This window comes from Pseudomonas sp. Marseille-Q1929 (assembly GCF_017316265.1).
Taxonomy (GTDB): Bacteria; Pseudomonadota; Gammaproteobacteria; order Pseudomonadales; family Pseudomonadaceae; genus Aquipseudomonas.
The window spans coordinates 88,404-114,883 of record NZ_JAFLWU010000015.1; the positions used below are offsets into that span (position 1 = coordinate 88,404).

The window sequence follows — 26,480 nt, forward strand, 5'->3', positions numbered from 1 at the left end:
GCAGGCAAGCCAGCTCCCACATTGGATCTTCATTCAGGCTGAGACCGAGTTAAACGCGGAAAGCCTGGACAGCGGTGTTGAGCTGCCCGCCGAGCACCAGCAGGTGCTCACCCTGGCTACGGCCCTGGCCGATGCGCAGCAGGTTGTCTTCACCGAGCTGATGAATCCGCTCACTGTTGTCACGAATCTCACTCACCGCGCCACTCTGCTGCGCCGTCACATCGGCAATGCGCACCGCCGTCTCGGAAATGGTCTGGATCGCCCCGACGATTTCATCCAGCGCGCCGTCAGCCGCCTGGGCTTGTTGGGCAGTGGCTTCGGCGTGTTCGACCTGGGCGCGCATGCCTTGCACCGATTGGTGCGCAGCGGTTTGCAGGCCGGCGATCAGGGTCTGGATCTCGGCGGTGGCGCCGGCGGTGCGCTGGGCCAGGGAGCGCACTTCGTCGGCGACCACGGCAAAGCCACGCCCGGCTTCACCGGCACGCGCGGCTTCGATGGCGGCGTTGAGCGCCAGCAGGTTGGTCTGGTCGGCAATCGAGCGGATCACCGTGAGCACGCCGCCGATGGTGGCGGACTCTTCGGCGAGTTTCTCGATCATCTGCGCATTTTGCTGCACTTCGCCCACCAGCGCGTGTAGCCCGGTGAGGCTCAGGCCGATTACCCGTTGGCCTTGTTCCACGGCTTCACCGGCGCTGCGGCTGGCGCCGGCGGCCTGGCTGGCGTCGCCGGCCACTTGTTGAATGGTCGCTTCCAGTTCGCCCAGGGAGTCGCGGATCTGCGCGGTGTCGCCGGCCTGGCGCTCGGCGCCGTCATGCAGGCCGCTGCTCAGTTCGGCGAGGGCGCGGCTGCTGCCGGCGACTTCCTCGGCATTGCCGCGAATGGTGCCCACCAACGCCACCAGGTAGGCGCGCAAGCGGTTCAGGGACGCCTCGATGTCGTGCAGTTCGCGGTTGGTCTTGCCCAGGGCGATCGGTTGGCTGAAGTCGCCTTCGGCCCAAGTGGAAAGGGCCGGCGCCAGGTTGGTCAGCACCCGCGCCAAACGGCGTTGCAGGGTGTCGATCAACAGCGCGATCAGCAGGATCAGGCCGATCATCACGCCTTGCATCACCCGCACTTCGCCTTGGATCTTGCCGTGTTGCGCGCGCACCACCGGCTCCAGGCCGGCGATGGCTTGCTGCACGGCGTTGATTTTCAAGTGGGTGCTGGCGGCGAGGTCGGCGCGTTGCTGGATCTGTTCACGGGTGCGCTTGAGTTCGGCGGGGTAGCGGGTCAGCAGGCTGTTGAGTTCGCGCTTGAGGTCGACGGCGGTGTCCTGGGCTTCGGCTTTTTCGCTGTTTTCCAGGCCCATCAAGGCGGAAAAGTCGTCGGCGCTGGACTCCGCGCTGGCCTTCACCCCGAGCAGCGGCAGTTGCCCGAGCACATCAGCCTGGCTGCGGATATTGCCGACTTCGCGTTCCACATCGTCCGCCAGTTCGGCGCGGCCGCTGCTGACCAGCTTGTCGCGCGCCAGAGACAGCTTGCCCAGGTGCTGCGACGCAGCCAGCAGCGGCGGCAGGTAGCGGGCGGCGTCCGGGGAATTCACGCCGAGGGCGTATTGGCTCAGTTGCTCCAGGTTGGCCCCCAGCTCGCGCTCGGCTTGCAGCAGCAAGGCTTGCGGGTCACCGGCCAGCTTGCCGGCGGCGAGCAGGTCGGTCTTGCCGAAGGTGTCCAGGTCGGCCAGGCTCGGGCGCAGGTTTTGCGCGAGGTCGGCGGGCAGTTCATCCAGGTGCTGCAGCAGGCTTTCCAGGCTTTGGCTGGCGCTGCTCAAGCGCAGGGCGTCGCCGCTGGCGAGGTAGTCGTCGATATTGCGCGCGGCCTGGTTCTGGAAGGTCTGGGACAGGCCCAGGTAGCGTTCCATCAACAAATACGGGCGCTCCAGTGCCCGTTGCGACCACCAGAGTGTCGCCCCGAGCGCCAGGCACACGGCCACCAGCAGAAGGGTATTGAGATTGGTCAGCAGCTTCAGGCGCATGCGTGGTTTCAACCGACAGCAAAAGATAAGTGCCTGAAGTTATTGCGTTTTCGTTACAGGGTTATGACGGAATCAGTGGAATCCGATGAAAAGGTGGCACTTTGCTTTGACGTGCGCGCGGCCTGTACCCGGTTGCGTCCGGCGTGCTTGGCGCGGTACAGCGCCTCGTCGGCCTGGGCGGCCATCATCAGGCTGTCGGAATCGTCGCACAGCTCCACCAGACCGGCGCTGAAGGTGCACCACAGGTCCTGCGGCTGGGCTGGGTAGTGAATTTCGGCAAAGCGCCCGCGGATTTCGTCCAGCACCTTGCAGGCTGATTCCAGGTCAGTGTCCGGCATGACGATGGCAAATTCTTCGCCGCCGTAGCGCCCGATGTAATCGGTCTTGCGCAGCCGCTGCTTGAGAAACAGCGCCAGGCTCTTGATCACGCGGTCGCCCATGGGGTGGCCGTGGCTGTCGTTGACCCGCTTGAAGTGGTCGATGTCCAGCATGGCAAAGCTCAACGGCTTGTTCTCGCGGCGTGCGCGGAAGCTGCAGTCTTCGAGCAATTGCAGGATATGAGTGTGGTTGTACAGGCCGGTCAGGCTGTCGCGCACCATCCGCGCCTTGAGGTGGCGGGCACGGGCGGCGCGGTTGCGCACGGTGGTGATCAGGTGGCGCGGCTTGATCGGCTTGGTGAGGAAGTCGTCGCCGCCTTCGCTCATGGCGTCCAGCTGCTTGTCCAGGTCGTCTTCGGCCGACAGGTAGATGATCGGCACGCTGACGTAGCGGTCGTTGTGGCGGATCACCTTGGCCAGTTCGGTACCGGTACAGGCGGGCATATACATGTCGAGGATGATCAGGTCGGGCTGGAAGTCGGCCAACTCGGCCATGGCCTGGATCGGCTCGATCAGCGTGCGGGTGACGATGCCGGCACTGTTGAGCAGCCGCTCGGTATGCAGTGCCTGGGCCCGCGAGTCGTCGATGATCAGCACTTTGTAGGGTTCGTACTGGGCGACGCAGGTGAGCACTTCGATCTTTTCCAGCAGGCTGGAGGCTTCCAGGGTGCCGGTGAGGAACTCCTGGCCGCCGGCGCGCACGGCAGCGAGGCGGGTCGGGGTGTCGGTTTCGTGCAGGCTGAAAAACAGCAGCGGCAGCTTTTGCTCCAGGCCTTCCTGGGCTTCGGCGGCGAGTTGCAGGCCCAGGCCCGGGCCGCAGAAGTCCACGTCCATGACAATGGCCGAGGGCAAGCGCTCTGCCATCGACGCACGGAACGCCGCCACGCTGTCCAGGGACTGGGCACTCATGCCAAAGAACTCCAGCTGCTTGGCCAGGCGCTCGGCGCGGTCGTGGTCGGCAAGCATCACGTAGATCGGCTTGCGCATCGGCGGCAGGAAGGTTTGTTCCAGCTGGTCGCCCTGGCGCAGGCCGGTGCGTGACAGGCGCTGCATCAAGCGATTGAGTTCGGTGATCAGCTGGCTGCTCAGGCGGCCACGGTTTTCGTCCACCAGCTTGAGCGACTCGCCGATGTGCCGGGCCAACTGGCCGTGCTCGGGCTGTTCGAAACGCTCGGCAAAACGCAACAGGCGCAGGTTGGCTTCGCTGAGTTCGGAGAGGTCGGCGTTGGACCATTCGCTGCGTTGCAGGCGCTGCCAGATCTCAAGAATTTGACGTGCCTGATGAATTACCCGCTGGGCAAAATGGTGCTTGAGACGCTCACGGCTGGGGTCTTCTGGCTCGGTCATATCCTGACTACTAGTTAGGCTGCATGCTGAGGTCGAACTGATGGCTCTATGCTAGCACCTCTTTTCTGTTACATGAGTGTCATGCGTCAATTAACTGCACGACTTATACATTCAATTTTTGACTCAGTGGTCGCGCAGCGCGAAAAACGTGCATCCTTTATAGTGCTTGCGCTAAAAGCCCCGCGCTGACGGGCACGATGGGGTAGGGTTGTGGTCGGAGTGTTTGAACGCACCCGGACAATAGACGTGCATGAACTCAAGTGATTGAAAGGATATCGCCATGCTGGACTGGAAAAACCGTGCAGACAGTGCCAAAGGCCCCGCTCCTGAGCCCAAGTCGGCCAACCGCAGCTACTTTCGCACCCTGTTGATGAGCCGTGCCGTGCTCGGCCTGTTGGGCTTGTACCTGTTGGTCACTGGTGGCCTGGGGTGGTACTGGAGCCAGGAACCGGCGTTGTTTCCGGTCCAGCAAAATGCGCAGATTGCCGCCGAGAAGGAAGGTAAGCAGATGGTGGTGGGCTACACCACCGTCGAAACCCTCAAGACCGTGGTCGGCACCTTGCTGAACAAGCCCGGTGGTTATATTTCCAACGACCGTTTCCCGCCTGGCCTGTGGATGGACAACATGCCGAGCTGGGAATACGGCGTGCTGGTGCAGGTCCGCGACCTGACCCGCGCCCTGCGTAAAGACTTCGCCCGTTCCCAGTCGCAGTCGGCCGAAGACGCGGACCTGGCCAAGGCCGAGCCGCGCTTCAACTTCGACAACAAGAGCTGGGTGTTGCCGTCCAGCGAGTCGGAATACCAGGAAGGCATCAACTCCCTGAGCCGCTATGAAGCGCGCCTGTCCGACCCGAACCAGCGCGGCGCGCTGTTCTATGCCCGCGCCGACAACCTCAATAACTGGCTCGGTGATGTAGCGACCCGCCTGGGTTCGCTGTCGCAACGGCTGTCGGCCAGTGTCGGCCGGGTCAAATTGAACACCGCACTGAAAACCGAAGCCCTGGCGCCGGGTGAAGTGCCGCAGGTCGATGAAGAAGTGGTGGAAACCCCATGGATGCAGATCGACAACGTGTTCTACGAAGCCCGTGGCCAGGCCTGGGCGTTGTCCCACCTGTTGCGTGCCATTGAAGTCGACTTTGCCGACGTGCTGGCCAAGAAAAACGCCACGGTCAGCGTGCGCCAGATCATTCGTGAGCTGGAAGCCTCGCAGGAACCGGTATGGAGTCCTATGATTCTTAACGGCAGTGGCTTCGGTGTACTGGCGAATCATTCGCTGGTGATGGCCAACTATATTTCCCGGGCCAACGCTGCAGTGATCGACTTGCGTCAGCTCCTCAACCAGGGTTGATGATGGACGCTACTCAAAAAGAGGCCGCGCACCGTGCGGCCTCTGATGCTGAACTGATCTGCTGGGTTGACGAGGAGGACAATCTCCTCGGCCATCTGGTCCGGTCCGACCTGCGCCAGCGCGGGCTTATCGGCCGTTGCACCTTCATCTTCCTGTTCAACTCCCAAGGCGAGCTGTGTGTGCATCGACGCACCCTGAGCAAAGCCATGTACCCCGGTTTCTGGGACGCGGCGGCGGGTGGGATGGTCGCGGCGGGGGAGAGTTATGCCGATTCGGCGGCTCGTGAGCTGGAAGAAGAACTCGGCGTGGCCGGGGTAGAGTTGGTCGAGCATGACCACTTCTACTTCGCTGACGGCGACAGCCGGCTCTGGTGCCGATCCTACTCTGCCGTGTGGGACGGGCCCCTGCGTTTGCAGCCCGAAGAAGTCATGGAAGCACGCTTTTTGCCCCTCGAAACGGTCCTGCAGGAAGCTGAACAAAAGCCCTACTGCCCGGACGCCCAGGAAGGCTTGCGCCGCTATCTGGCCCTGCGTCGCTAAAGTTGCATAAATTGGCGCGTTTTGGCCCTTAGCAAGCCGGCTTTTTGCCGTTACACTGCGCGACTTTTCACCCGAGCCGTCTGCTATTAGGAGTAGGCCGGTTCGGTAGCGCTGCCCCTGCCTGAGTGGGGCTTCGCGGTCGGTAGTCCCGTTGCGGGTACCGATCTGTCTTTGTCCTCCCAAGAGGATTGCCGGTGGCCAAAAAAGCCGCATCCTTCGCCGCCCTTGGTGGCCTGGTATTTTCCACCGACGCAGGTCGCCACTGCCCGGACTGTCGTCAGCCCGTGGATTTGTGTACCTGCAAACAGACCCTGATCCCCGAAGGCGACGGTATTGCCCGCGTAAGACGCGAGAGCAAGGGCCGTGGCGGCAAGACGGTGACCACCATCACCGGCGTGCCGCTGGCCGAAGAGGCCCTGAAGGAACTCGCCACCACGCTGAAAAAGCGCTGTGGCACCGGTGGCGCGTTGAAAGACGGGGTCATCGAGATCCAGGGCGATCACGTCGAGCTGCTGTTGGCCGAGCTGATCAAGCTCGGTTACAAGGCCAAGAAGTCCGGCGGCTGAAAGCCTCTTTCCGACCTGTGTCTAAACTCTGTCCTGCGCGTGGGGTCTTACCTCGCACGCAGGCAAATCGTCATTTTCATTCTTTAGACTGCGCCAGCCTCTGATAGGGGCGGCGCCTTCGACTTCATTTATAGGGGACTTCGATGTCCGTACGACGCACACGCAAAGACGATGGCAGCCAATGGACAGTTGCGGACAGCCGCAGTGTTTATGGGATTCGCCATTGGGGGGCCGGGTATTTCGCGATCAATGATGCCGGTCGCGTTGAAGTCCGTCCGAACGGCCCGAACAGCACGCCGGTCGACCTGTACGAGCAAGTGGACGAGCTGCGCAAAAGCGGCCTGTCCCTGCCGCTGCTGGTGCGTTTCCCCGACATCCTGCAAGACCGCGTACGCCAACTGACCGGCGCCTTCGATGCGAACATCGAACGCCTGGAATACCAGAGCAAGTACACCGCGCTGTACCCGATCAAGGTGAACCAGCAGGAAGCGGTGATCGAAAACATCATCGCCACCCAGGACGTCTCCATTGGCCTCGAAGCCGGCTCCAAGCCCGAGCTGCTGGCCGTGCTGGCGTTGGCGCCGAAGGGCGGCACCATCGTCTGCAACGGTTACAAGGACCGTGAGTTCATCCGCCTCGCGCTGATGGGCCAGAAGCTCGGCCACAACGTCTTCATCGTGATCGAGAAAGAATCCGAAGTTGAGCTGGTGATTGAAGAAGCCGCCAACCTCAAGGTCAAGCCACAGGTTGGCCTGCGCGTGCGGTTGTCGTCCCTGGCGTCGAGCAAATGGGCAGACACCGGTGGCGAGAAGTCCAAGTTCGGCTTGTCGGCGGCGCAACTGTTGTCCGTGGTCGAGCGCTTCCGCGCCGCTGGCCTGGACCAGGGCATCCGCCTGCTGCACTTCCACATGGGCTCGCAGATCGCCAACCTGGCCGACTACCAGCACGGGTTCAAGGAAGCCATTCGTTACTACGGCGAACTGCGCAACCTCGGCCTGCCGGTGGACCACATCGACGTCGGCGGCGGCCTGGGCGTGGACTACGACGGTACGCACTCGCGTAACGCCAGCTCGATCAACTACGACATGGACGACTACGCCGGCGTGGTCGTGGGCATGCTCAAGGAATTCTGCGACGCGCAGAGCCTGCCGCACCCGAACATCTTCTCCGAGAGCGGCCGTTCCCTGACCGCCCACCACGCCATGCTGGTGGTGCAAGTCACCGACGTCGAGAAACACAACGACGACGTGCCAGTGATCGAGAACAAGGAAAGCCTGCCGGAAACCGTGCAATGGCTGGTGGACCTGCTGGGTCCGACCGACATCGAAATGGTCACCGAAACCTACTGGCGCGCCACGCACTACATGAGCGACGTGGCCACCCAGTACGCCGACGGCAAACTGACCCTGGCGGAAAAAGCCCTGGCCGAACAGTGCTACTTCGCCGTGTGCCGCCGCCTGCACAACTCGCTGAAAGCCCGCCAGCGCTCGCACCGCCAGGTGCTGGACGAACTCAACGACAAGCTGGCCGACAAGTACATCTGCAACTTCTCGGTGTTCCAGAGCCTGCCGGACACCTGGGCCATCGGCCAGGTCCTGCCGATCCTGCCGCTGCACCGCCTCGACGAAGAGCCGCTGCGCCGCGCCGTGCTGCAAGACCTGACCTGCGACTCCGACGGCAAGATTAAGCAGTACGTCGACGAGCAGTCCATCGAGACCAGCCTGCCGGTGCACGGCTTGAACGAAGGTGAAGACTACTTGTTGGGCATCTTCCTGGTGGGTGCTTACCAAGAGATCCTCGGCGACATGCACAACCTGTTCGGTGACACCGACTCGGTGAACATCTACCAGCGTGAGGACGGTTCGGTGTACAGCGCCGGGATCGAGACCCACGACACCATCGAAGACATGCTGCGCTACGTGCACTTGTCGCCGGAGGAGTTGATGACCCACTACCGTGACAAGTGCGCCAGCGCGAAGATCAGTGCCGCGGAGCGTACCCAGTTCCTCGACGCGTTGCGTCTGGGGCTGACCCGTTCTTCGTACCTGTCCTCATAATCTGAGCTGACAGCAATCTAGAATGTGGGAGCTGGCTTGCCTGCGATAGCGGTGTATCAGTAGCAAATAAGTTGCCTGACACTCCGCCATCGCAGGCAAGCCAGCTCCCACATTTGACCTTGTTTTTGGCCGTAGCTTCTGTGTGAGGGCTGAACGATGTCGAGCAAACTCCTGCAAGCATTCACCCTGGCACTCACCGCATTCCTCGCGGCCTGCTCACCCATCAAAGTGCTCAACGCACTCACCCCCTCCAGCACCTTCACCAAAACTTCAGCCATCGCCTACGGCGCCGATCCCCGGCAACAGCTCGATATCTACCGACCTGCCCCGGCGATTGCCAACGCCCCCGTGGTGGTGTTTTTCTACGGTGGCAGCTGGAACAACGGCGCCAAGGACGACTATGGTTTTGTCGGCGAAGCCCTGGCCTCACGTGGCATCGTCGTGGTCATCGCCGATTACCGCCTCTACCCGCAAGTGCGTTACCCCGCCTTTCTCCAGGACGGCGCCCAAGCGGTGGCCTGGACGTATCAACACATCGCCGACTACGGCGCCGATCCCCGGCAGCTCTATGTGATGGGCCACAGCTCCGGTGCCTACAATGCGTCGATGCTGGCGCTGGATGCGCGCTGGCTGAATGAGGTGGGTTTGTCGCCGGCCATTTTCAAAGGCTGGATCGGCCTGGCCGGGCCGTATGACTTCCTGCCGATTGAAAACCGCGACGTGCGGCCGGTGTTTTTCTTCCCGGATTCGCCGCCTGAGTCCCAGCCGATCAACCATGTGACTGCCGGCGCGCCGCCGAGCCTGTTGATCGCCTCGACGGATGACGACCTGGTCAACCCCACGCGCAATACCGGCGGGCTGGCGCAAAAGCTACGCACGGCCGGTGTGCCGGTGGAAGCGTTTTACTTCGATAAAACCAGCCACGCGACGTTGGTGGCCTCGCTCTCCAGGCCGCTACGTTGGCTGGCACCAGTGCTGGACCGCGTCACCGCGTTTATCCAAGCCACTGGTCCTGCCGGTTCAAGCGCCAGGCAATCGCCCACAAAGTAAGGCTGCGCAACGCCATAAACAGCAAGAAGGTTATCCACAGGCCGTGATTGCCCAAGTCTTGCAGCGCCCAGGCGAATGGCAGTGTGAGCAGCACCGTCAACAGCATGCCGTTGCGCATTTCCCGGGCGCGGGTGGCGCCGATGAACAGGCCGTCGAGCAAGTAGCTCCATACCGCGATCAATGGCAGCACCGCCAGATACGGCAAGTAGAGGTCAGCCGTTGCGCGCACGCTGGGGATATCGGTCTGCATGGCGATAAACAGGTGCCCGGCCACGGTAAATAGCAGCGCAAAGCCGACGCTGGCGATCAACGACCAACCGCCAGCCACCACCAACGAACGGCGCAACGCTTGGCGGTCATGGGCGCCAATGGCGTGGCCGCACAGGGCTTCGACCGCATGGGCCAGGCCGTCCAGGGCGTGGGCGGCCAGTAACAGGCCGTTGAGCAGCAGTGCGTTGGCCGCCACGGTGGCATCGCCCAGACGTGCGCCTTGCACGGTGATCATGAAAAACACCGACTGTAACGCGAGGCTGCGGATAAAGATGTCGCGGTTCACCGCGAGCAGTGGGCGCCAGCTCTCCCACAGTTTCAGCGCAGCCCAGGCGATATGTCCGGGGTAGGCACGCAGGGCTTTTTGCGTGAGGGCCAGGCCGAGCAGGGCGCCGGTCCATTCGGCGATCACCGAGGCCCGCGCCGAGCCGACGACGCCCCAATCCAGGCCGAGGACGAACCACAGGTTCAACGCGATGTTGACCAGGTTGGTGGTCAGCAGGATCGCCAGCGGCGCCCGGGCGTTTTGCGTGCCGAGGAACCAGCCGACCAACGCATAGCTGGCCAGGGCGGCGGGCAGGCCGAATAAACGCGTGTGGAAAAAATCCTGGGTCAGTTGATTGAGCTCGGGGGAGGGCTGCATCCACTCCAGGGCCAGATGGCTGAAGGGAATGCCCACCGTCCCCAGCAACATCGCCAGCCCCACCGCCAGCAGCAACCCTTGCAAGAGGATTTGCCGCAACGCCGCACCATCATTGCGTCCGGCGGCCTGGGCAGCGAAGCCGGTGGAGCCCATGCGCAGGAAGCCCATGGCCCAGGCCAGGAAGGTGTACAGGCTGGCGCCAACAGCCACGGCGCCCAACTGATGGGCGTGGGGCAAGTGGCCGATGACCATGCTGTCTACCAGGGCTACCAGCGGTACGGAGATGTTCGACAGGATCATCGGCGCGGCCAGGGCCCATACACGGCGATGAGTAGGGCGGTCGCGCCAGTCGGTCAATAAGGTGGGCATGCAGGCTCCTCGGGAGAGCTGCATTGTAACCGGCACTCCATGTCACCACATTTTGATCTTCAGTGTTTGTGGGATTTGGCTTGGCATCACTTCCTTACAAGAACCAAACCACCCTCCGTCGGTCAATGTGACCAGCACCTCATCGGCCCCACGCGGGCTGATATATAGTTCATCCCTCGGCCCCTCCCACTACGAGTGCCCCATGCTTAACAAAGGATTGTTCCTGGCCTGCGCGCTGGCCCTGCTGAGCGCCTGCGATTCTTCCGATAAACCGGCAGCCCCTCCGGCCCCAGCAGCAGCGGCGGTTGCGCCCAAGCCTGCCAAAGCAGCGGTGGACGTGGCAGCGCTGAAGCAGCGCTACGCCGGGCGTGAGCTGAGCGTGGTGGATGTGTCCGAGGTGCAGCTTGACGGGGCCAGCACGCTCTCCGTGAGTTTTTCCATTCCCCTGGACCCCGAGCAGAAATTCGCCGACAAACTCCACCTGGTGGACAGCAAGTCCGGCAAGGTCGACGGCGCTTGGGAAATCTCCGATAACCTGATGGAACTGCGCCTGCGCCATCTGGAGCCGCAGCGCAAACTCGTGCTGACGGTCGATGCCGGCGTGAAGGCGGTCAACGACAACAAGCTTGCCGCCGAATACATCGCCCGCCTGGAAACCCGCGACCTGCAAGCCACCGTTGGCTTCGCCAGTCGTGGCACCTTGCTGCCGACGCGGTTGGCCGAAGGCCTGCCGGTGATCGCGTTGAACGTCGACAAGATCGACGTCGAATTCTTCCGCATCAAGCCCGAATCCCTGCCCACCTTCCTCGCGCAGTGGGGGCGAAACACGAGCCTGCAAAGTTATGAATCCCGCGAACTGCTGCCCCTGGCCGACCTGGTCTACGGCGGCCGCTTCGACCTGAACCCGGCGCGCAATACCCGCGAAACCCTGTTGCTGCCCATCGCCGGCCTCAAGCAATTGCAACAGCCGGGCGTGTACCTGGCGGTGATGCGCGCGTCGGGCACCTACAACTATTCCCAGCCGGCCACGCTGTTCACCCTGAGTGATATCGGCCTGTCAGTGCACCGCTATGCCAATCGGCTGGATGTGTTTACCCAGGCGCTGGAAGGCGGCAAGGCGCTGGATGGCGTCGACCTCGAAGTGCTCGATGCCGACGGCCGCGTGCTGGGTCAGGGCAAGACCGAGAAGGGCGGCCACGCCGAGTTGCCGTTGCCGAAAAAGGCCCAGGTGCTGCTGGCCAAGCAAGGCGAGCAGACCAGTATGCTGCGCCTCGACAGCGCCGCGCTGGACCTGGCGGAGTTCGACATCGGCGGCCAGCCATCCCATCCGTTGCAGTTCTTTGTGTTCGGCCCGCGCGACCTGTATCGCCCCGGCGAAACCGTGCTGCTCAACGCGCTGTTGCGGGACAAGGATGGCCACGCGGTCAAACCGCAGCCGGTGAGCGTCGAAGTGCGCCGCCCGGACGAGCAGGTCAGCCGCAAATTCGTCTGGGATGCCGACGCGTCCGGCCTCTATCAGTATCAACTGCAACTGGCCGGCGAGGCCCCAACCGGGCGCTGGCAACTGGTATTCGACCTGGGCGACGGCAAGCCGCAGCTGTATGAATTCCTCGTCGAAGACTTCCTGCCCGAGCGCCTGGCGCTGGATCTCAAGGGCAGCGACACGCCGTTGAGCCCAGCGGAAAACCCGGTGATCCAGGTCAACGGGCGTTACCTGTATGGTGCGCCGGCGTCCGGCAATCGCGTCAGCGGCCAAGTCTATGTGCGGCCATTGCGCGAGGCGGTCAAATCGCTGCCGGGCTACCAGTTCGGCTCCGTCACCGAAGAGGAACTGAGCCAGGACTTCGAACTGGACGAAAGCGTGCTTGACGCCAAGGGCCACGAAGAACTGACCCTGGAAAGCAAATGGGCCGACGTCAAGTCGCCGCTGCAATTGATCGTGCAAGCCAGCCTGCAAGAGTCCGGTGGGCGGCCGATCACCCGGCGCCTGGTGCAACCGATCTGGCCGGCCGAGCAACTGCCGGGCCTGCGCGGGTTGTTTGACGGCAAGGAAACCAACGGCGATGGCCCGGCGGAATTCGAAGTGCTGCTGACCAACCAGGACGGGCAGAAACTCGCCGCGCAAAACCTCAAGGTGCGCCTGGTTCGCGAGCGCCGCGACTACTACTGGAACTACTCCGAGAACGATGGCTGGAGCTATCACTTCAACGAGAAATTCCTCAACCTCGATGAGCAGACCCTGAACATCAAGGCCGGCGACACCGCCAAGGTCAGCTTCCAGGTCGAGTGGGGCCCATACCGCGTCGAGGTCGAAGACCCGCAGACCGGGCTGGTCAGCAGCCTGCGCTTTTGGGCCGGCTACCAGGCCCAGGACAACACCGAAGGCGGCGCCGTGCGCCCCGACCAGGTCAAGCTGGCGCTGGATAAACCGGCGTATGGCGACGGCGATACCGCCAACGTCACGGTGACACCGCCCGCTGCCGGTAAAGGCTACCTGTTGGTGGAGTCCGCCGAAGGCCCGTTGTGGTGGCAGGAAATCGAGGTGCCGGCCGAAGGCAAAAGCTTCGCCGTGAAACTCGACCCGAAATGGTCGCGCCATGACTTGTATGTGAGCGCCCTGGTGATTCGTCCCGGCGAGCGCAAAGCCAATATCACCCCAAAACGCGCGGTGGGCTTGCTGCACCTGCCGCTGGATCGCACCCAGCGCAAACTGGGCCTGACCCTCAGCGCGCCGGAAAAAATGCGCCCCAAACAACCGCTGACGGTGAAAGTCGCCGCCAAAAATGCCGATGGCAGCTTGCCGAAACAGGTGCATGTGCTGGTGGCCGCGGTGGACGTCGGCATCCTCAATATCACCGAATACCCGACGCCCGACCCTTACTCCAGCCTGTTCGGCCGCAAGGCCTATGGCGTGGACCAGTTCGACATCTATGGCCAGTTGATCGAGGCCGGCCAAGGCCGCCTGGCCAGCCTGGCGTTTGGTGGCGATGCGGCGCTGGCCAAGGGCGGCAAGCGGCCTGACACCAGCGTGACCATCGTCGCCCTGCAAAGCGCGCCGGTGACCTTGAATGAAAGAGGCGAGGGCGAGGTCAGCGTCAACATTCCCGACTTCAACGGCGAACTGCGCCTGATGGCCCAGGCCTGGAGCGATGATCGCTACGGCATGGCTGAGGCCAAGACGGTGATTGCCGCGCCGCTGATTGCCGAGTTGTCGGCGCCGCGCTTCCTCGCGGGTGGCGACCAGACGACGTTGGCGCTGGACCTGTCCAACCTGTCGGGCAAGGCACAGAAGCTCGATGTGCAACTGAGTGCCGAAGGGCAGTTGGAGTTGGTCAACGCTGGTGCGCAAACCGTCGAACTGAAACAGGGCCAGCGCACCACGCTGCGCATCCCGGTGAAAGCCTGGGGCGGTTTGGGGCAGGGCAAGGTCAAGGTCACGGTGAACGGCCTTGACCTGCCGGGTGAAAACCTGCCGCCGTTCAGCCGCGAGTGGACCTTGGGCGTGCGTCCGGCGTATCCGGCACTGCTCAAGCATTATCGCGCAGTGCTCAAGGATCAGCCGTGGAGCCTGCCCGCGGGCGCGCTGGATCAGTTCGATGCGTCGGGGCGTGAGGCGCTGTTGAGCCTGTCGAGCCGGCCGCCGTTGAACCTCGGCGCGCAGATCAGCGCGCTCAAGGCCTACCCGTATGGCTGCCTGGAACAGACCGCCAGCGGCCTGTACCCGTCGCTGTATGCCGACGATGCCTTGCTCAAGCGCCTGGCGATCAAGGGCGAGCCGGATGCCGAGCGCAAACGCAAGATCGAACTGGGCATCGAGCGCCTGCTGGGCATGCAGCGTTACAACGGCAGCTTTGGCTTGTGGGGCGCCGATGGCGAAGAAGAATATTGGCTGACGGCTTACGTCACCGACTTCCTGCTGCGCGCCCGCGATCAAGGCTTTGCTGTGCCGCCTGAAGCCTTGAAGAAGGCCAGCGAGCGCCTGCTGCGTTATGTGCAGGAGCGCAACCTGATCGAGGTCGATTACAGCGACAACGCCGAGCACACCCGTTTTGCCGTGCAGGCCTACGCCGGCATGGTGTTGGCGCGCAGCCAACAGGCGCCGCTGGGCGCGCTGCGCAGCCTGTTCGAGCGCCGCAGCGACGCGCGCTCCGGCTTGCCGCTGGTGCAGTTGGCCATTGCCTTGCAAAAGATGGGCGACCAGCCGCGTGCGGACCAGGCGCTGCTCGCCGGTCTGGCGGTGCAGCGCAATGCCAATGAATGGCTGGCTGATTACGGTAGCCCGCTGCGTGATCAGGCGATGATCCTGGCGCTACTGGAAGAGAATGACCTGGCCAAGGGCAAGCGTGAGGAACGCTTGTTTACCTTGTCGGATCAGTTGGCGGCCAGCCCGTACTTGTCGACCCAGGAGCGCAATTCGCTGTTCCTCGCCGGGCGCCTGGGGTTTGCCAAGCCTGATGCGAGCTGGCAAGTGACGCTCACCGGCAGTGGCGGTGTGCAGGAGTTGAACAACCAGCAGCCGACGCTGGAGCTGGAAGGCAAGCTGCTGTCGAGCGACCTGAGCCTGAGCAATCAGGGTGAGGCGCCGGTCTACCAGCAACTGACCCTTTCGGGTTATCCACAGGTGCCACCGGCGCCGGGTGGTGACAACCTGGCTATCCGCCGCGAATACCTGGGCATGAACGGCCAGCCGCTGAACCTGCGCAACCTCAACAGCGGCGACCTGGTGTTGGTGCACCTGGCTGTCAGTGCCAAGCAGCGCGTGCCGGATGCCTTGGTGGTGGACCTGCTGCCGGCCGGCCTGGAACTGGAAAACCAGAACCTGGCGCAAAGCGCGGCCAGCTTGGAGAACGCCAGCAGCCAGGTGAAGGAATGGCGTGAGTCGATGCAGAACGCGTCGCTCAAGCATCAGGAGTTTCGTGATGATCGTTATGTGGCGGCGCTGAACCTGGACGGTTCCGGCACCACGCACCTGCTGTATCTGGCGCGGGCGGTGACGCCGGGCACGTACCGCGTGCCGCCGCCGCAAGTGGAGTCGATGTACCGGCCCAACTGGCAGGCGGTGGGAGAAACCCCGGCAGACCTGGTAATCAAAGGCCGCTGAAACCTCAACTTGAAATGGGGCCTGAATGTGGGAGCTGGCTTGCCTGCTCCCACAGGTGGGATGAGGTGTTTGGGGGATTAGTGCACGACCCAGCTGAGCAACCACAGCCCCAGCATCAACCAGATAATCCCGAGGATGATCGACGCACGCATAAACGCCCGCACCGCCGAATACAGGAACAGCAGGCCAATGATCAGCGTAAGGATGCTGATGATCGACGTGTCCATGCCCAACGTGCGTGACAGGCCTTCGACAAAGTTGCCGCCCGCGTTGGTCAAGGCACCGAACAAACCGCTGAGCCCATCGACGATAAAGCGGATGACAGCACCGAGCGCTTGGCCCAACCATTCGAAAAAGCTTTCTACCTGCATGTGTGTGTCCTGATAAGAAGGTGGGCGTGTGTTTGCCTTTGGTTGTGATTGCGTCAGGCTAGTTCCCTATAAGCATAGAGGTTTGCAGGTTAAATAATGGGTTTCCCTAGTATCGGATACACACAATCCCATGTGGGAGCTGGCTTGCCTGCGATAGCGGTGGGCCAGTGACATCTTCACTACCTGACCCACCGCTATCGCAGGCAAGCCAGCTCCCACAGTTACTGCGCTGGAGCTTGGGGTTTGTGGTGTTGGTGGTGGCGCTGCTGTGGCTGGCCGACCGCATCTGGCCGTTGCCGCTCCCCCAGGACGATCTGGCCCGCGTCGTCCTCGCCGAAGACGGCACGCCCTTGTGGCGCTTCGCCGATGCCAACGGCGTATGGCGCTACCCGGTGCAAACCAGCGAAGTCTCGCCGTACTACCTCGATGCGCTGCTCACCTACGAGGACCGCTGGTTCTACCAGCACCCCGGCGTAAACCCGTTGGCACTGGCCCGCGCAACCTGGCAGAACCTCACCGGCGCGCGGGTGGTGTCGGGCGGCAGCACCTTGTCGATGCAAGTCGCGCGCTTGCTCGACCCGCATTCGCGCACCTTCCACGGCAAGCTGCGGCAGTTGTGGCGCACGGCGCAGTTGGAATGGCACCTGTCCAAGGACGAAATCCTCAACCTCTACCTGAACCGCGCACCGTTTGGCGGAACCCTGCAAGGCGTGGCGGCGGCCAGTTGGGCGTACCTGGGCAAGTCCCCGGCCCAACTGACCCACGCCGAAGCTGCGTTGCTCGCGGTATTGCCCCAGGCCCCCAGCCGCCTGCGCCCCGACCGCCACCCGCAGCGCGCCCAGCAAGCCCGCGACAAAGTGCTGCGCCGCCTCGCCGAGTTCCAGGTGTGGCCGCAAGCCGCCGTCGATGAAGCCCTGGAAGAACCGCTGCTGCTCGCCCCCCGCCTGGAACCGAGCCTGGCGCCCCTGCTCGCGCGCCGCCTGAACCGCCCCGACAGCCCGCCGCTGATCCGCACTACCCTCGACGCCACGCTGCAACGGCGTCTCGAAGACCTGCTGCTGGGCTGGCGCGCACGCCTGCCGGAACACACCTCGGCGGCCATCCTGGTGGTGGAAGCGGAAAGCATGGCCGTGCGCGCCTACCTCGGCTCGGTGGATATCAACGACGCCAAGCGCTTTGGCCATGTGGACATGATCAGCGCGTTGCGTTCGCCGGGCTCGACGTTGAAACCCTTTCTCTACGGCATGGCGCTGGACGACGGGCTGATCCACTCCGAATCCCTGCTGCAAGACGTACCCCGGCGCTACGGCGATTACCGGCCGGGAAACTTCTCCATGGGCTTTACCGGCGCGGTGCCGGCGAGCACGGCGCTGTCCAGTTCGCTGAACCTGCCGGCGGTGCAGTTGCTGGAAGCGTATGGGCCCAAGCGTTTTGCCGCGCAGATGCGCATCGGCGGTGTGCCCCTGGCGCTGCCCGCGTTGGCCGAGCCGAACCTGGCCTTGATCCTCGGCGGCGCGGGCAGTCGTCTGGAAGACCTGGTCAGCGGCTACAGCGCTTTCGCCCGGGACGGCAAGAGCGCGACGATCCGTTTGCAGCCGGATGATGTGCTCAGGGAGCGCCCACTGTTATCCCCAGGCGCCGCGTGGATTGTGCGGCGCATCCTCAGCGGCCAGGCGCGACCCGACCGCGACCCGCGTGCCGAACTGGTGCAGCGCCCGGTGCTGGCCTGGAAAACCGGCACCAGCTACGGCTTTCGCGATGCCTGGGCGATTGGCGTGGGCCCGCGCTATTTGATCGGCGTGTGGATCGGCCGCCCGGACGGCACGCCGGTGCCGGGGCAGTTCGGCCTGGCTTCGGCGGCGCCGTTGATGTTGCAGGTGCATGACGTGCTGACCAACCGTGACAGCCAGCGCGGCATCAGCGCGCCCGTCAGGCCGGTGCCGGCGAATGTGGGCGTGGCGGCGATCTGTTGGCCCTTGGGCCAGCCGATGAATCGCAGCGATCCCAATTGCCGCCGCCAGCGCTTCGCGTGGACGCTGGACAACACCACGCCGCCGACCTTGCAGGCGTTGGATCAACCGTTGAGCGTGGGGTTGATGGAGAGCGTATGGGTGAACGCCAAGGGGCTGCGGGTGGACGCCCGTTGCGCGGGTGCAGAGCTTAAAAACATCGCCCTGTGGCCTGCGCCATTGGAACCGTGGTTGCCGCGCGTCGAGCGCCGCGAAGCACGTATCCCGGCGGCCGATCCCGATTGCCCGCCACCGGCATTGGCGGCGTCTTCGCCGCTGTCGATAGTCGGTGTGCGTGAAGGGGATCAATTGCGCCTGCCAGCCGCCAGCCAACAGGTACTGCGGTTGAAGATCTCGGCGTTGGGCGGCAGTGGGCGGCGTTGGTGGTTTCTCAATGGCGAGCCTTTGGGGGACAGTGCCAACCAGGACTTTATCAATGCCAGTTTCGAGCGGCTGGGGCGCTATCAATTGAGTGTGCTGGATGAGGCGGGGCAAACTGCAAGGTTGGAGTTCAGCGTCGTCGATTAAATCGCTATCGCAGCGATGCGGCGCCCCGACAAGCCAGCTCCCACAGTTGATTGGGTTCACACGGTCAAAATGTGGGAGCGGGCTTGCCCGCGATGGCGGCCCAAAGGTTCACTTGCCTTCAAGGCCAAACCCCCCGAAGCTACACACCTTCAGGAGCCCCCGCATGAACCTCGAACACCTCACCGAACGCCTGCACCGCATCCGCGATAACAACGACTGGAAGCAGTTCCACAGCCCGAAAAACCTGGCCATGGCCGCCAGCGTGGAAATGGCCGAGCTGGTGGAAATCTTCCAATGGCTCACCGAAGACCAATCCCGCCAGCTACCCGCTGAAAAGCTCGCCCACGCCGGGCAGGAAGTCGGCGATATCGTCTTGTACCTGCTGTTGCTGTGCAGCGAGTTGGGCCTGGACATGAACGAGGTGGTGCGCGCCAAACTGGCCGACAGCGAACGGCGGTTTGCCCATGAGTGATCGCCACTTCGACCAACTGGCCACGCGCTTCGCCGAGAAGATCTACGGCGGGGCCAAAGGGGCCATCCGCCTGGCCGTGCTCCAGGCCGACCTGACCGAGGCACTGCCCCAGCGCCCATTACGCGTGCTGGATATCGGCGCGGGCCTGGGCCATATGTCGCTGTGGCTGGCCGAGCAAGGCCATCAGGTGACCCTGGCCGAACCCGCCGAGCCGATGCTCGACGGCGCGCGCCAACGCTTCGCCGACGCCGGGCAGACCGCGACGTTTATCCATGCACCCTGGCAGGAATTGCTCGGCCAACTCACCGAGCCCTACGACCTGGTGCTGTGCCACGCCGTGCTGGAATGGCTGGCCGAACCCCATGCGATCCTGCCGGTGCTGCACCAACTCACGGTGCCGGGCGGTTGGTTGTCGTTGGCGTTCTACAACCGCGATGCGCTGATTTACCGCAACCTGCTCAAAGGCCACTTCCGCAAGATGCGCAAGAACGACATGGCCGGCGAGAAGCAGAGCCTCACCCCGCAACAGCCGCTCGACCCGCGTGAGCTGGCGGCGCAACTCGATGGCCTTTGGCAGGTCGAAAGCCAAAGCGGTGTGCGGGTATTCCACGACTACATGCCGGTGGAGTTCCAGGCCCGCGCGAATCTACAGGACTTGTTGGAGATGGAACTCGCTCACCGTCGTCACCCAAGCTTTGCCGGACTTGGGCGTTATTTGCACTGGATTTGCCGTCCGGTTTAAGCGGCCCAGTCTGCGGAGGTCGAAATGCGTCGTCTCTGTTTGATCCTGTTGTCCCTCGGTCTGGGCGCGTGTTCCAGCCCCAACCCTTACGTCGCCGCTTCGGCGCCGATGCCGCCCGCGCCCGCACAGGCGGCCAATACCTTCGATGCCAGCGCCTACCCCGCGCCGGTACGTGACTACGGCGCGTATCGCAGTTGGGCCTGGCGCAATGGCCAGCTCCCGCCCGGCACGGCCTGGGCCGATTCGGCGCAGATTGCCGAAGCGGTCAACGGCGCCCTCGACCAGCGCGGCTTGCGCCCGCAGCGCGCCAACCAGCCCGCTGACCTGCTGGTCAGCGCCGACGTGCGCCTGGAGAAGCGCCTCAAGCAAGTCCAGGATGACTACGGCTACGGATACGGCGGCTATAACCGCTATGGCAATGGCTACGGCATGTACAACTCGGCACCCATCGTGCGCACCTATGAAGTGACGGTGGCGGTGGTGCGGGTCAACCTGTTCGACGCGCGCAGCGGCCAGCCGGTCTGGAGCACCAGCGCCGAAACCGCCAGCCAGGGCAGCCTCAGCGAACGCGCCGAGGCGTTGCGCAAGGCCGTGCAAAAGGCGCTGAGCGCCTATCCGCCGAGTTAAGCGCTATTCTCATTCCAGGCTCAGGTCGTACTTTGGAGAAAAACCATGTTTCGTCGTATCGCAACGCTCGCATTTTTAGTGCTGCTGGGCGGTTGCCAGAGCAATCAGGTCAACCACGATTTTGACGCCAGCCGCGACTTCGGCGCGTACCGCAACTGGGCCTGGAAAGACCCGGCCCTGCAATACCGCCCGGATGATCCGCGGATCAAGAGTGACCTCACCGAACAACGCATCCGCCAGGCCATCGGCGAGCAACTCGACCAGCGCGGCCTGCGCCCGGCGGCGCCAGGCACCAAGGCGGACCTGAACGTGCAGGCCTACCTGATCGTCGAGGACCGCCAGCAACAAGTCACCACCAACTACGGCGGCGCCTGGGGCGGGCCTTGGAATGGCTACTGGGGCGCGCCGATGTACAACGAAACGCGCAACATCACCTACAAGGTGGCGACCATCCAGATCGACCTGCTCGACGGCAAGGACGGCAAGCTGGTGTGGCGCGGCAGTGACGAACAGATGATGGCCAGCACGCCGAACCCGCAGGATCGCAGCAGTGCGATCCGTAGCACCGTCACCAAGATCCTTTCCAACTACCCGCCACACTAAACAACACTGCAATCCCCTGTGGGAGCGGGCTTGCCCGCGATAGCGGTCTGTCAGTCAAAGATGCATCAACTGACAGATCGCTATCGCAGGCAAGCCAGCTCCCACATTTGTTTTGTGTCCGGCACAACATCTCCGTCAGTCGCCAATGTGGCGACTGGCCAGCGCACCCGCCAAGCCTTGTCTACACTCCACTGCAACTACGGAGAGTAAGCGCTAAAGGAGTGCTCGATGTCTCCCCGACTTCGTTCCAGGCAGCGTGGTGCGATTGGCTTGACGGCGGCCCTGACCCTCGGGCTGGCGCTGGTCTTCCTGTTGTTGGTCATCGACAGCGGGCGCCTCTATCTGGAGAAGCGCAAGCTGCAAGGCATTGCCGATATGGCCGCTCTGGAAGCGGTACAGCGCAATGGCAACTGCATCCCCGCCACCAACACAGCGCCGGTTTATGCGGGTGCCAGCGCCACGCGCAACGGCTATGTCATCCCCCCCGGCAACGCCCTGAACGTGAACTGCGGCACGCTGACCACCAACGCCAGCAATCTGCGCGTGTTCAGTGCCGATGCGACCAAGACCGATGCCATCCAGGTGATCGCCTCGCGCCCGGTGCTGACCAGTGTCGCCGGGGGCGTGTGGTCGCTGTTCAATGGCAACGCCTACAACCTGACGACCCAGTTGACGGCCAAGGCGGTTGCCGCGCCGAAGATTCTGCCGCCGCAGGCGCAGTTGACGATCCAGACAACGGTAGCGAAGGTTGACTCCACCAACTCGCCCGCCCTTGACCTGCTGTTTGGCAAGCTGTTGGGCGGCAACCTGTCGCTGGGCCTGGTGGGCTATCAAGGGTTGGCGGGCAGCGACATCAACCTGCTCAGCTACCTGAACCAACTGGCGCTGAACGTGAACGTGCAGGCGGGCAATTACGATGAGTTGCTGGCGAAGAACCTCAAGATCGGCCAATTGATCGACGCCGCCGTCACGGTATTGCAGGCCGGTGGCGGGACCGCTTCGGTGGCGGCGACGACGGCGCTGGGCCAGATCAAGGCATTGGTGGGGCCCGCCGACGTGACCTTGGGCACCCTCGTGCAATTGCAGGCCGGAGCGGTGTCTTCGGGGCTCAACACCACGGTGAATGCGTTGCAACTGGCGCAAGCCTTTGTGCAGTTGGCCAACAAGACCAACGGCGTGGTGGCCGAGATACCGGTGACGATCCCGGGGGTTAATGTGAGCGTCAAGGTCAAAGTCATTCAGCCGCCGCAGTTGTCGTCGATTGGCGACCCCACGTACGCCAAGAATAAAACCGATGCGGCCACGCGCATCTATGTGCGCACCGCGCAGGTCAGCGTGGGGTTGACGGTGTCCTTGCCGCTGCTCGCAACACCGTTGGTCAACACGGCGTTGAACGGCTTGGTCAGCCCGCTTTCCGACGTGCTGAACAATTTGCTCAGCCTGAACCTGGCTGGGACGCTCAGTTCAGTCTTCTGCGCGATTGGCGGCACCCCTTGCCAGACCACCGACCTGCGCTTGCTGTCGTCCGCGACCAACCCGTCGGTGCCCAGTGTGGATGTGATCCTCGAACTGGGCAGCGCGGAAAGCTATGTCACCGGCTTCACCTGCGCCAGCGACGCGACCAAAACCCTGACCACCCAAACCAACGCCTCGGTGGTGACCATCAAGGTCGGCCAGAGCCCTACGCTGAGCGATTCGCTAGGCGCGAGCCCGCCCTTGGCGTCGGTGCCGCCGCTGCCGGTGATCGACATCGGTGCGATTACCTGCCTCAAACCGCTGCTCGGGCTCGGCCCAACCACCTGTGATCCAGCCTCCCGCAAGCCGTTTTATGGCGGCGGCATAGGCGTGACCATCGACCCTGCCGTGGGCACGCAGACTGCTTCCGGCGCCACCTACACCTTCCCCCAGCCACCGGAGATCAAGCAGCCATCGCTGTATCATTCGCTATCGACCACCAACCTGGTGGCTTCCGTCGGCACCGCGTTGAAAACCGGGCTGAAGTTCCAGGTCTACCAACCCACAGGGTTCAACCTGTTGGGCTCGCTGTTGGTCACCAGCGGCACGTTGCTCAATAACTTGACGTCCACACTGGGCGGCGTAATTGGCAACGTGCTCAGCCCGATTGTCGATCCGCTGGTCAATGGCTTGCTCTCAACCTTGGGCATCAACCTGAACCAGGTCGAAGTCGGCGCCAACCTCAGCTGCAGGCCCCACGGCCAGGCGGCGTTGGTGAACTAGGCCAGCGGCAGCTCCACGCAGAACTGCGCGCCGTGCTCGCCGTTGCCGACGCTCAGACGTCCGCCCATGTTCTCCACAATGCCGTAGCTCACCGACAAGCCGAGGCCGGTGCCCACGCCGATGGGCTTGGTGGTGAAGAACGGTTCGAAGATCCGCTCCAGCAAACGCGGGTCGATGCCGCCACCGTTGTCTTCGACCCAGATGCGCACGTGGCTGGCGTCATGCTCGCTGTGCACGGCGATCCAGGGGCGCAGGTCCGGCTGTTTTTCCCGTTGGCTGAGCAACGCGTCGCGGGCGTTGACCATCAGGTTGATCAGCACTTGCTCCAGCTGATCGACGTAACCTTTGACCTGCACCGTGAAGCCCGCCGGGGTCAGGCGCACATCCACGCCCTTGCCGCGCAGGCCTTCGCCGAGTAGGGACAGGGTGCCTTCCACCGCCTGTGCCGGGTCGAAGGGTTGTTGCTCGATTTCCGAGCGCCGGCCGAACACGCGCATATGGTCCACCACCCGCGCCGCACGCTGCACCTGGGTGTCGATGCGTTGGAGTTTTTCGCTCAGGTAGTCGATCTGCACCTCGCCGCTGCTCAAACGCTTGAGCACATTGGCGATGGCCATGCGCATCACGTTCAGCGGCTGGTTGATCTCGTGGGCCAGGCCCGTGGCCATTTCGCCAAGGGTGGCCATTTTCGCGCTTTGCGTCAGTTGCTGCTGGGAGCGGCGCACCTCGGTGTTGTCGCGGCCCACGGCCTGCACTTCCACCAGCGCGCCGTTCTCATCGAAGACGCCACGGTCCGACCACACCCACCAGGCATGCGCACGCCCCGGCAGTTGCAGGCTGATTTCGGCGGTGCTGACCGGGAACTCCGGGGTGAGTTGGCCGATACGCTGCACGAAGCTTGTGCGTTGCTCATCCGACAGCCAGTCCGCCAGGTTCAGCCCGGGCAATTGCCCGGGTTGGCACTCCAGGTAATTGGCCAGCGGGGTGTTGCCGAAGGTCAGGGTCAGGTCGGGGCGGTAGCGGCAAATCATCGCCGGCGAGTCTTCCACGAGGATGCGGTAGCGCTCCTCGCTTTGCTTGACCTGCTCGGCAGCCAGGGTCGCCTCGGTGACATCCAGCCACAGGCCCACGGCTTCCACCGGCAGGCCGAGGTCGTCGCGCAGCAGCTTGGCTTCATCGAGCAACCAGTGATAGTTGCCGAGTTTGTCCTGGACCCGATAACGACTGCGCACGCTGCCTTCGCGCAGCAATTGGCGGGTGCGTTCGAAGTACAGGTCGCGGTCGTCGGGGTGCAGCCATTCGATCAGGCTGGCCGGGGTGCATTCGGCCAGGGTGCGACCGAGCAAGGGCAGCAGGCTATCGCTGAAAAACAGGGGTTGCAGGGTGCCTTCGACATAGCGCTGCACGTAGATGATCGCCGGCGCGCTGGCGATCAGGTTGTCCAGCCGCGCATGGGCGGCGGCGGCTTGTTGCTGCTGGTTCTTGATGTCGCTGATGTCCAGCATGAAGCCGATCAGCCGGCGGTTGTTGCCCACGCCCAGCGCCTGGCCCTGCACGCGATACCACACGGGGTTTTGCGCCGCGTCGAGGCGGTGCAGGCGCACGCTGGTGGACAGCGGTTTGCTCAGGGTCTGCAAGTCTTGCAGGCGGCTGGCGAGTTCCTGGCGGTCGGCGGGGTGGAACAGCAGCAGCCAGTCGGCCACGGCCAGGCGTGTGGTCGGGGCGTCTGGGTTGAGGTGTTGCTGGAGTTGCGGCGCTAGCTGGATGTCTTCGCCGTGGTTGGGCAACTCCCACCAACCGGTGCCGAGCAAGCCTTGCAGGGCTTCCAGGCGATCCAGTTGTTGCTGGTGACGCTGTTCGCGCAGCCGGCTGAGCAACGGCGCGGCGAGGGCGGCGGCGAGTTGCAGCCAGTCCCGCGCAAAGGCGTCCTCGGTCTGAAAGAAACCGCACAGCAGCCACGCGGCGACGCCGTGATCATCGCGATAGGGCACCAGGAAACCTTCGGCATTGCCGAATATTCCTTGCAGGCGCGGATGCTCGCTGTGGCCATGGTTGCGGGTCAGGTGCACAGGGGCGGTGCCACCAAGGCTATCCAGGGCGCCGCCGAGGAGCTGGCCGTCGCGCCACAGCAGCGGGGCGTCAAAGGCGCGGTACTGGCTGTGGACTTGCCAGCCCTGGTCCTGTTCGTCGAGCAGGGCGATGGCGACGCAGGGCACCTTGAAGTGCTGGGCGATGCTGTGCAGATTCTCCTGCACCACCTCTGGCAGACGGGCCAGGCTGCACACCCGCAGGCGTTCGCTGATCTGCGCGCTGAGCAACTGGTGGCGCTCGCGGGTGTCGGCCTGCTGGCGGTGGGCGAGCAAGTCGCCGATATCCAACAGCTGCAAGCGCCAGCCATCGCCTTGGGGTTGCAGCCAGCCACGGGTGTGCAGGGGGCTGGCGGCAAACCCTTGGAAGTCGAGGTCGAGGATCTGCCCCTGCCAGTCGGCGGGGCTGCCTTCGATGACTACGGCACTGTGGACACACAGGTAGTCCAGCAACGGTACAGGTTGTTGCGTGGTGGTGTGTTTGACCAGGCGATGGCGCAGGGCGCCGTGGATGTGCAGGACACGGCCAAGGGCGTCCAGGTCGATCTGCAAGCCGGCGTTGGCGGGCACCATGGCTGGTGGTACAGGAGCCTCGGGCGGGCGGCCGAGGAGGCGATCAAAGAACTTTTCCCCCGAGGTCAAAATTGCAGGCTCGCTTGGGCCGAGAGTGTCGTTGGCAGGTTGGGCACGGTGCCAAAGCCCGGCAGCACGAGGAACGGCAGCACGTTTTTGAGGTTACTGGAGGGGTAGTTGATCTGCACGGTCAGTAGGTTGGCCGTGAAGGTCGTGGTGATGTAGGCCGGTACGAATTTGAACGCGGACGGCAGCCACTGCAATTGAGCCTGGGCGCCCGCCACGGCGCGGGCTTGGACGGCGGCGGCGTAGCCGGGGGTAGTCGGGTCCAGCGCGACGCTGCGCCGCACGCCTTCGGCCGTTGCCTGGTTGAACGACTGCAACAGCAGCAACGGCAGGCTATAGCTGACCAGGCCATAGAACACGGCGAAAAAGAGCATGAACACCAGCGCGAATTCAATCGCGGCGGCACCTTTCTGTTTTCTAGGGAGGCCCTTTCTCATGACTGCGTCTACCCTGACTACCACTACCTGATATCAGCATAGAATCATT

18 protein-coding genes are annotated in these 26,480 nt (G+C 63.5%); 12 read left to right on the top strand and 6 right to left on the bottom strand.

Annotated features, from left to right (window positions below; genetic code table 11):
- Nucleotides 1-49 precede the first annotated feature (49 nt).
- The gene (locus tag J1G37_RS17220; RefSeq protein WP_207043673.1) at nt 50-2,011 is read right to left on the bottom strand and encodes a methyl-accepting chemotaxis protein; all 1,962 of its coding nucleotides are present in this window, start codon (nt 2,009-2,011) and stop codon (nt 50-52) included.
- Nucleotides 2,012-2,064: 53 nt separating this feature from the next.
- Nucleotides 2,065-3,735 (bottom strand): PleD family two-component system response regulator, encoded by a 1,671-nt coding sequence (locus J1G37_RS17225; RefSeq protein WP_207043674.1) that lies wholly within the window; start codon nt 3,733-3,735, stop codon nt 2,065-2,067.
- A gap of 280 nt (nt 3,736-4,015) precedes the next feature.
- On the opposite strand from J1G37_RS17225, the gene J1G37_RS17230 reads away from it, so the two are divergent.
- The 5 genes from J1G37_RS17230 to J1G37_RS17250 all read left to right on the top strand — a co-directional run bounded on the left by J1G37_RS17230 (nt 4,016) and on the right by J1G37_RS17250 (nt 9,295).
- Complete coding sequence (locus J1G37_RS17230) at nt 4,016-5,083, top strand: DUF2333 family protein (protein ID WP_207043675.1); 1,068 nt, start codon at nt 4,016-4,018, stop codon at nt 5,081-5,083.
- A gap of 2 nt (nt 5,084-5,085) precedes the next feature.
- Nucleotides 5,086-5,622, top strand: a complete 537-nt coding sequence (locus tag J1G37_RS17235; protein ID WP_207043676.1) for an NUDIX domain-containing protein — start codon at nt 5,086-5,088, stop codon at nt 5,620-5,622.
- A gap of 194 nt (nt 5,623-5,816) precedes the next feature.
- Nucleotides 5,817-6,188: a translation initiation factor Sui1 gene (locus J1G37_RS17240; protein ID WP_207043677.1), complete on the top strand. Its 372-nt coding sequence runs from the start codon at nt 5,817-5,819 to the stop codon at nt 6,186-6,188.
- Nucleotides 6,189-6,331: 143 nt separating this feature from the next.
- Nucleotides 6,332-8,245 (top strand): arginine decarboxylase, encoded by a 1,914-nt coding sequence (gene speA / locus J1G37_RS17245; RefSeq protein WP_124525631.1) that lies wholly within the window; start codon nt 6,332-6,334, stop codon nt 8,243-8,245.
- Between the two features lie 156 nt (nt 8,246-8,401).
- On the top strand, nt 8,402-9,295 hold the full coding sequence (locus J1G37_RS17250; RefSeq protein ID WP_207043679.1) for an alpha/beta hydrolase: 894 nt from the start codon (nt 8,402-8,404) through the stop codon (nt 9,293-9,295).
- On the opposite strand, the gene J1G37_RS17255 is transcribed toward J1G37_RS17250, so the two are convergent.
- A complete protein-coding gene (locus J1G37_RS17255; protein WP_207043680.1) occupies nt 9,240-10,577 on the bottom strand; it encodes an MATE family efflux transporter in 1,338 nt (445 codons plus the stop codon). The two genes, J1G37_RS17250 and J1G37_RS17255, sit on opposite strands and share 56 nt — an antisense overlap.
- 202 nt (nt 10,578-10,779) lie before the next feature.
- Between J1G37_RS17255 and J1G37_RS17260 the strand changes: the two genes are divergently transcribed.
- On the top strand, nt 10,780-15,678 hold the full coding sequence (locus J1G37_RS17260; protein WP_207043682.1) for an alpha-2-macroglobulin: 4,899 nt from the start codon (nt 10,780-10,782) through the stop codon (nt 15,676-15,678).
- A gap of 77 nt (nt 15,679-15,755) precedes the next feature.
- On the opposite strand, the gene J1G37_RS17265 is transcribed toward J1G37_RS17260, so the two are convergent.
- Nucleotides 15,756-16,049, bottom strand: coding sequence for a hypothetical protein (locus J1G37_RS17265; protein ID WP_207043684.1), 294 nt, complete (start codon nt 16,047-16,049; stop codon nt 15,756-15,758).
- A gap of 224 nt (nt 16,050-16,273) precedes the next feature.
- On the opposite strand from J1G37_RS17265, the gene pbpC reads away from it, so the two are divergent.
- The 6 genes from pbpC (at nt 16,274) to J1G37_RS17295 (ending at nt 23,268) form a co-directional block, all read left to right on the top strand.
- Nucleotides 16,274-18,586 carry a peptidoglycan glycosyltransferase PbpC gene (gene pbpC, locus J1G37_RS17270; protein ID WP_207043754.1) on the top strand — a complete coding sequence of 771 codons (2,313 nt, stop codon included), beginning with the start codon at nt 16,274-16,276 and terminating at the stop codon, nt 18,584-18,586.
- 163 nt (nt 18,587-18,749) lie between these two features.
- Nucleotides 18,750-19,058, top strand: a complete 309-nt coding sequence (locus J1G37_RS17275; protein WP_105695251.1) for a MazG-like family protein — start codon at nt 18,750-18,752, stop codon at nt 19,056-19,058.
- The gene (locus J1G37_RS17280; RefSeq protein WP_207043686.1) at nt 19,051-19,800 is read left to right on the top strand and encodes a methyltransferase; all 750 of its coding nucleotides are present in this window, start codon (nt 19,051-19,053) and stop codon (nt 19,798-19,800) included. Before J1G37_RS17275 ends, J1G37_RS17280 begins: the two co-directional genes overlap by 8 nt.
- A 24-nt stretch (nt 19,801-19,824) precedes the next feature.
- The gene (locus tag J1G37_RS17285) at nt 19,825-20,427 is read left to right on the top strand and encodes a DUF4136 domain-containing protein (RefSeq protein WP_207043688.1); all 603 of its coding nucleotides are present in this window, start codon (nt 19,825-19,827) and stop codon (nt 20,425-20,427) included.
- Between the two features lie 45 nt (nt 20,428-20,472).
- The gene (locus J1G37_RS17290; protein ID WP_207043689.1) at nt 20,473-21,030 is read left to right on the top strand and encodes a DUF4136 domain-containing protein; all 558 of its coding nucleotides are present in this window, start codon (nt 20,473-20,475) and stop codon (nt 21,028-21,030) included.
- Between the two features lie 228 nt (nt 21,031-21,258).
- On the top strand, nt 21,259-23,268 hold the full coding sequence (locus J1G37_RS17295; protein WP_207043692.1) for a pilus assembly protein TadG-related protein: 2,010 nt from the start codon (nt 21,259-21,261) through the stop codon (nt 23,266-23,268).
- Here J1G37_RS17295 and J1G37_RS17300 read toward each other — a convergent pair.
- Together J1G37_RS17300 and J1G37_RS17305 are read right to left on the bottom strand one after the other, a co-directional pair.
- Nucleotides 23,265-25,997 carry a PAS domain-containing sensor histidine kinase gene (locus J1G37_RS17300; protein ID WP_207043699.1) on the bottom strand — a complete coding sequence of 911 codons (2,733 nt, stop codon included), beginning with the start codon at nt 25,995-25,997 and terminating at the stop codon, nt 23,265-23,267. The two genes, J1G37_RS17295 and J1G37_RS17300, sit on opposite strands and share 4 nt — an antisense overlap.
- Entirely contained in the window at nt 25,994-26,431 is a 438-nt protein-coding gene (locus J1G37_RS17305; protein WP_207043700.1) for a TadE/TadG family type IV pilus assembly protein, read from the bottom strand. The genes J1G37_RS17300 and J1G37_RS17305 overlap by 4 nt, the downstream gene beginning before the upstream one ends.
- Between the last annotated feature and the right edge of the window lie 49 nt (nt 26,432-26,480).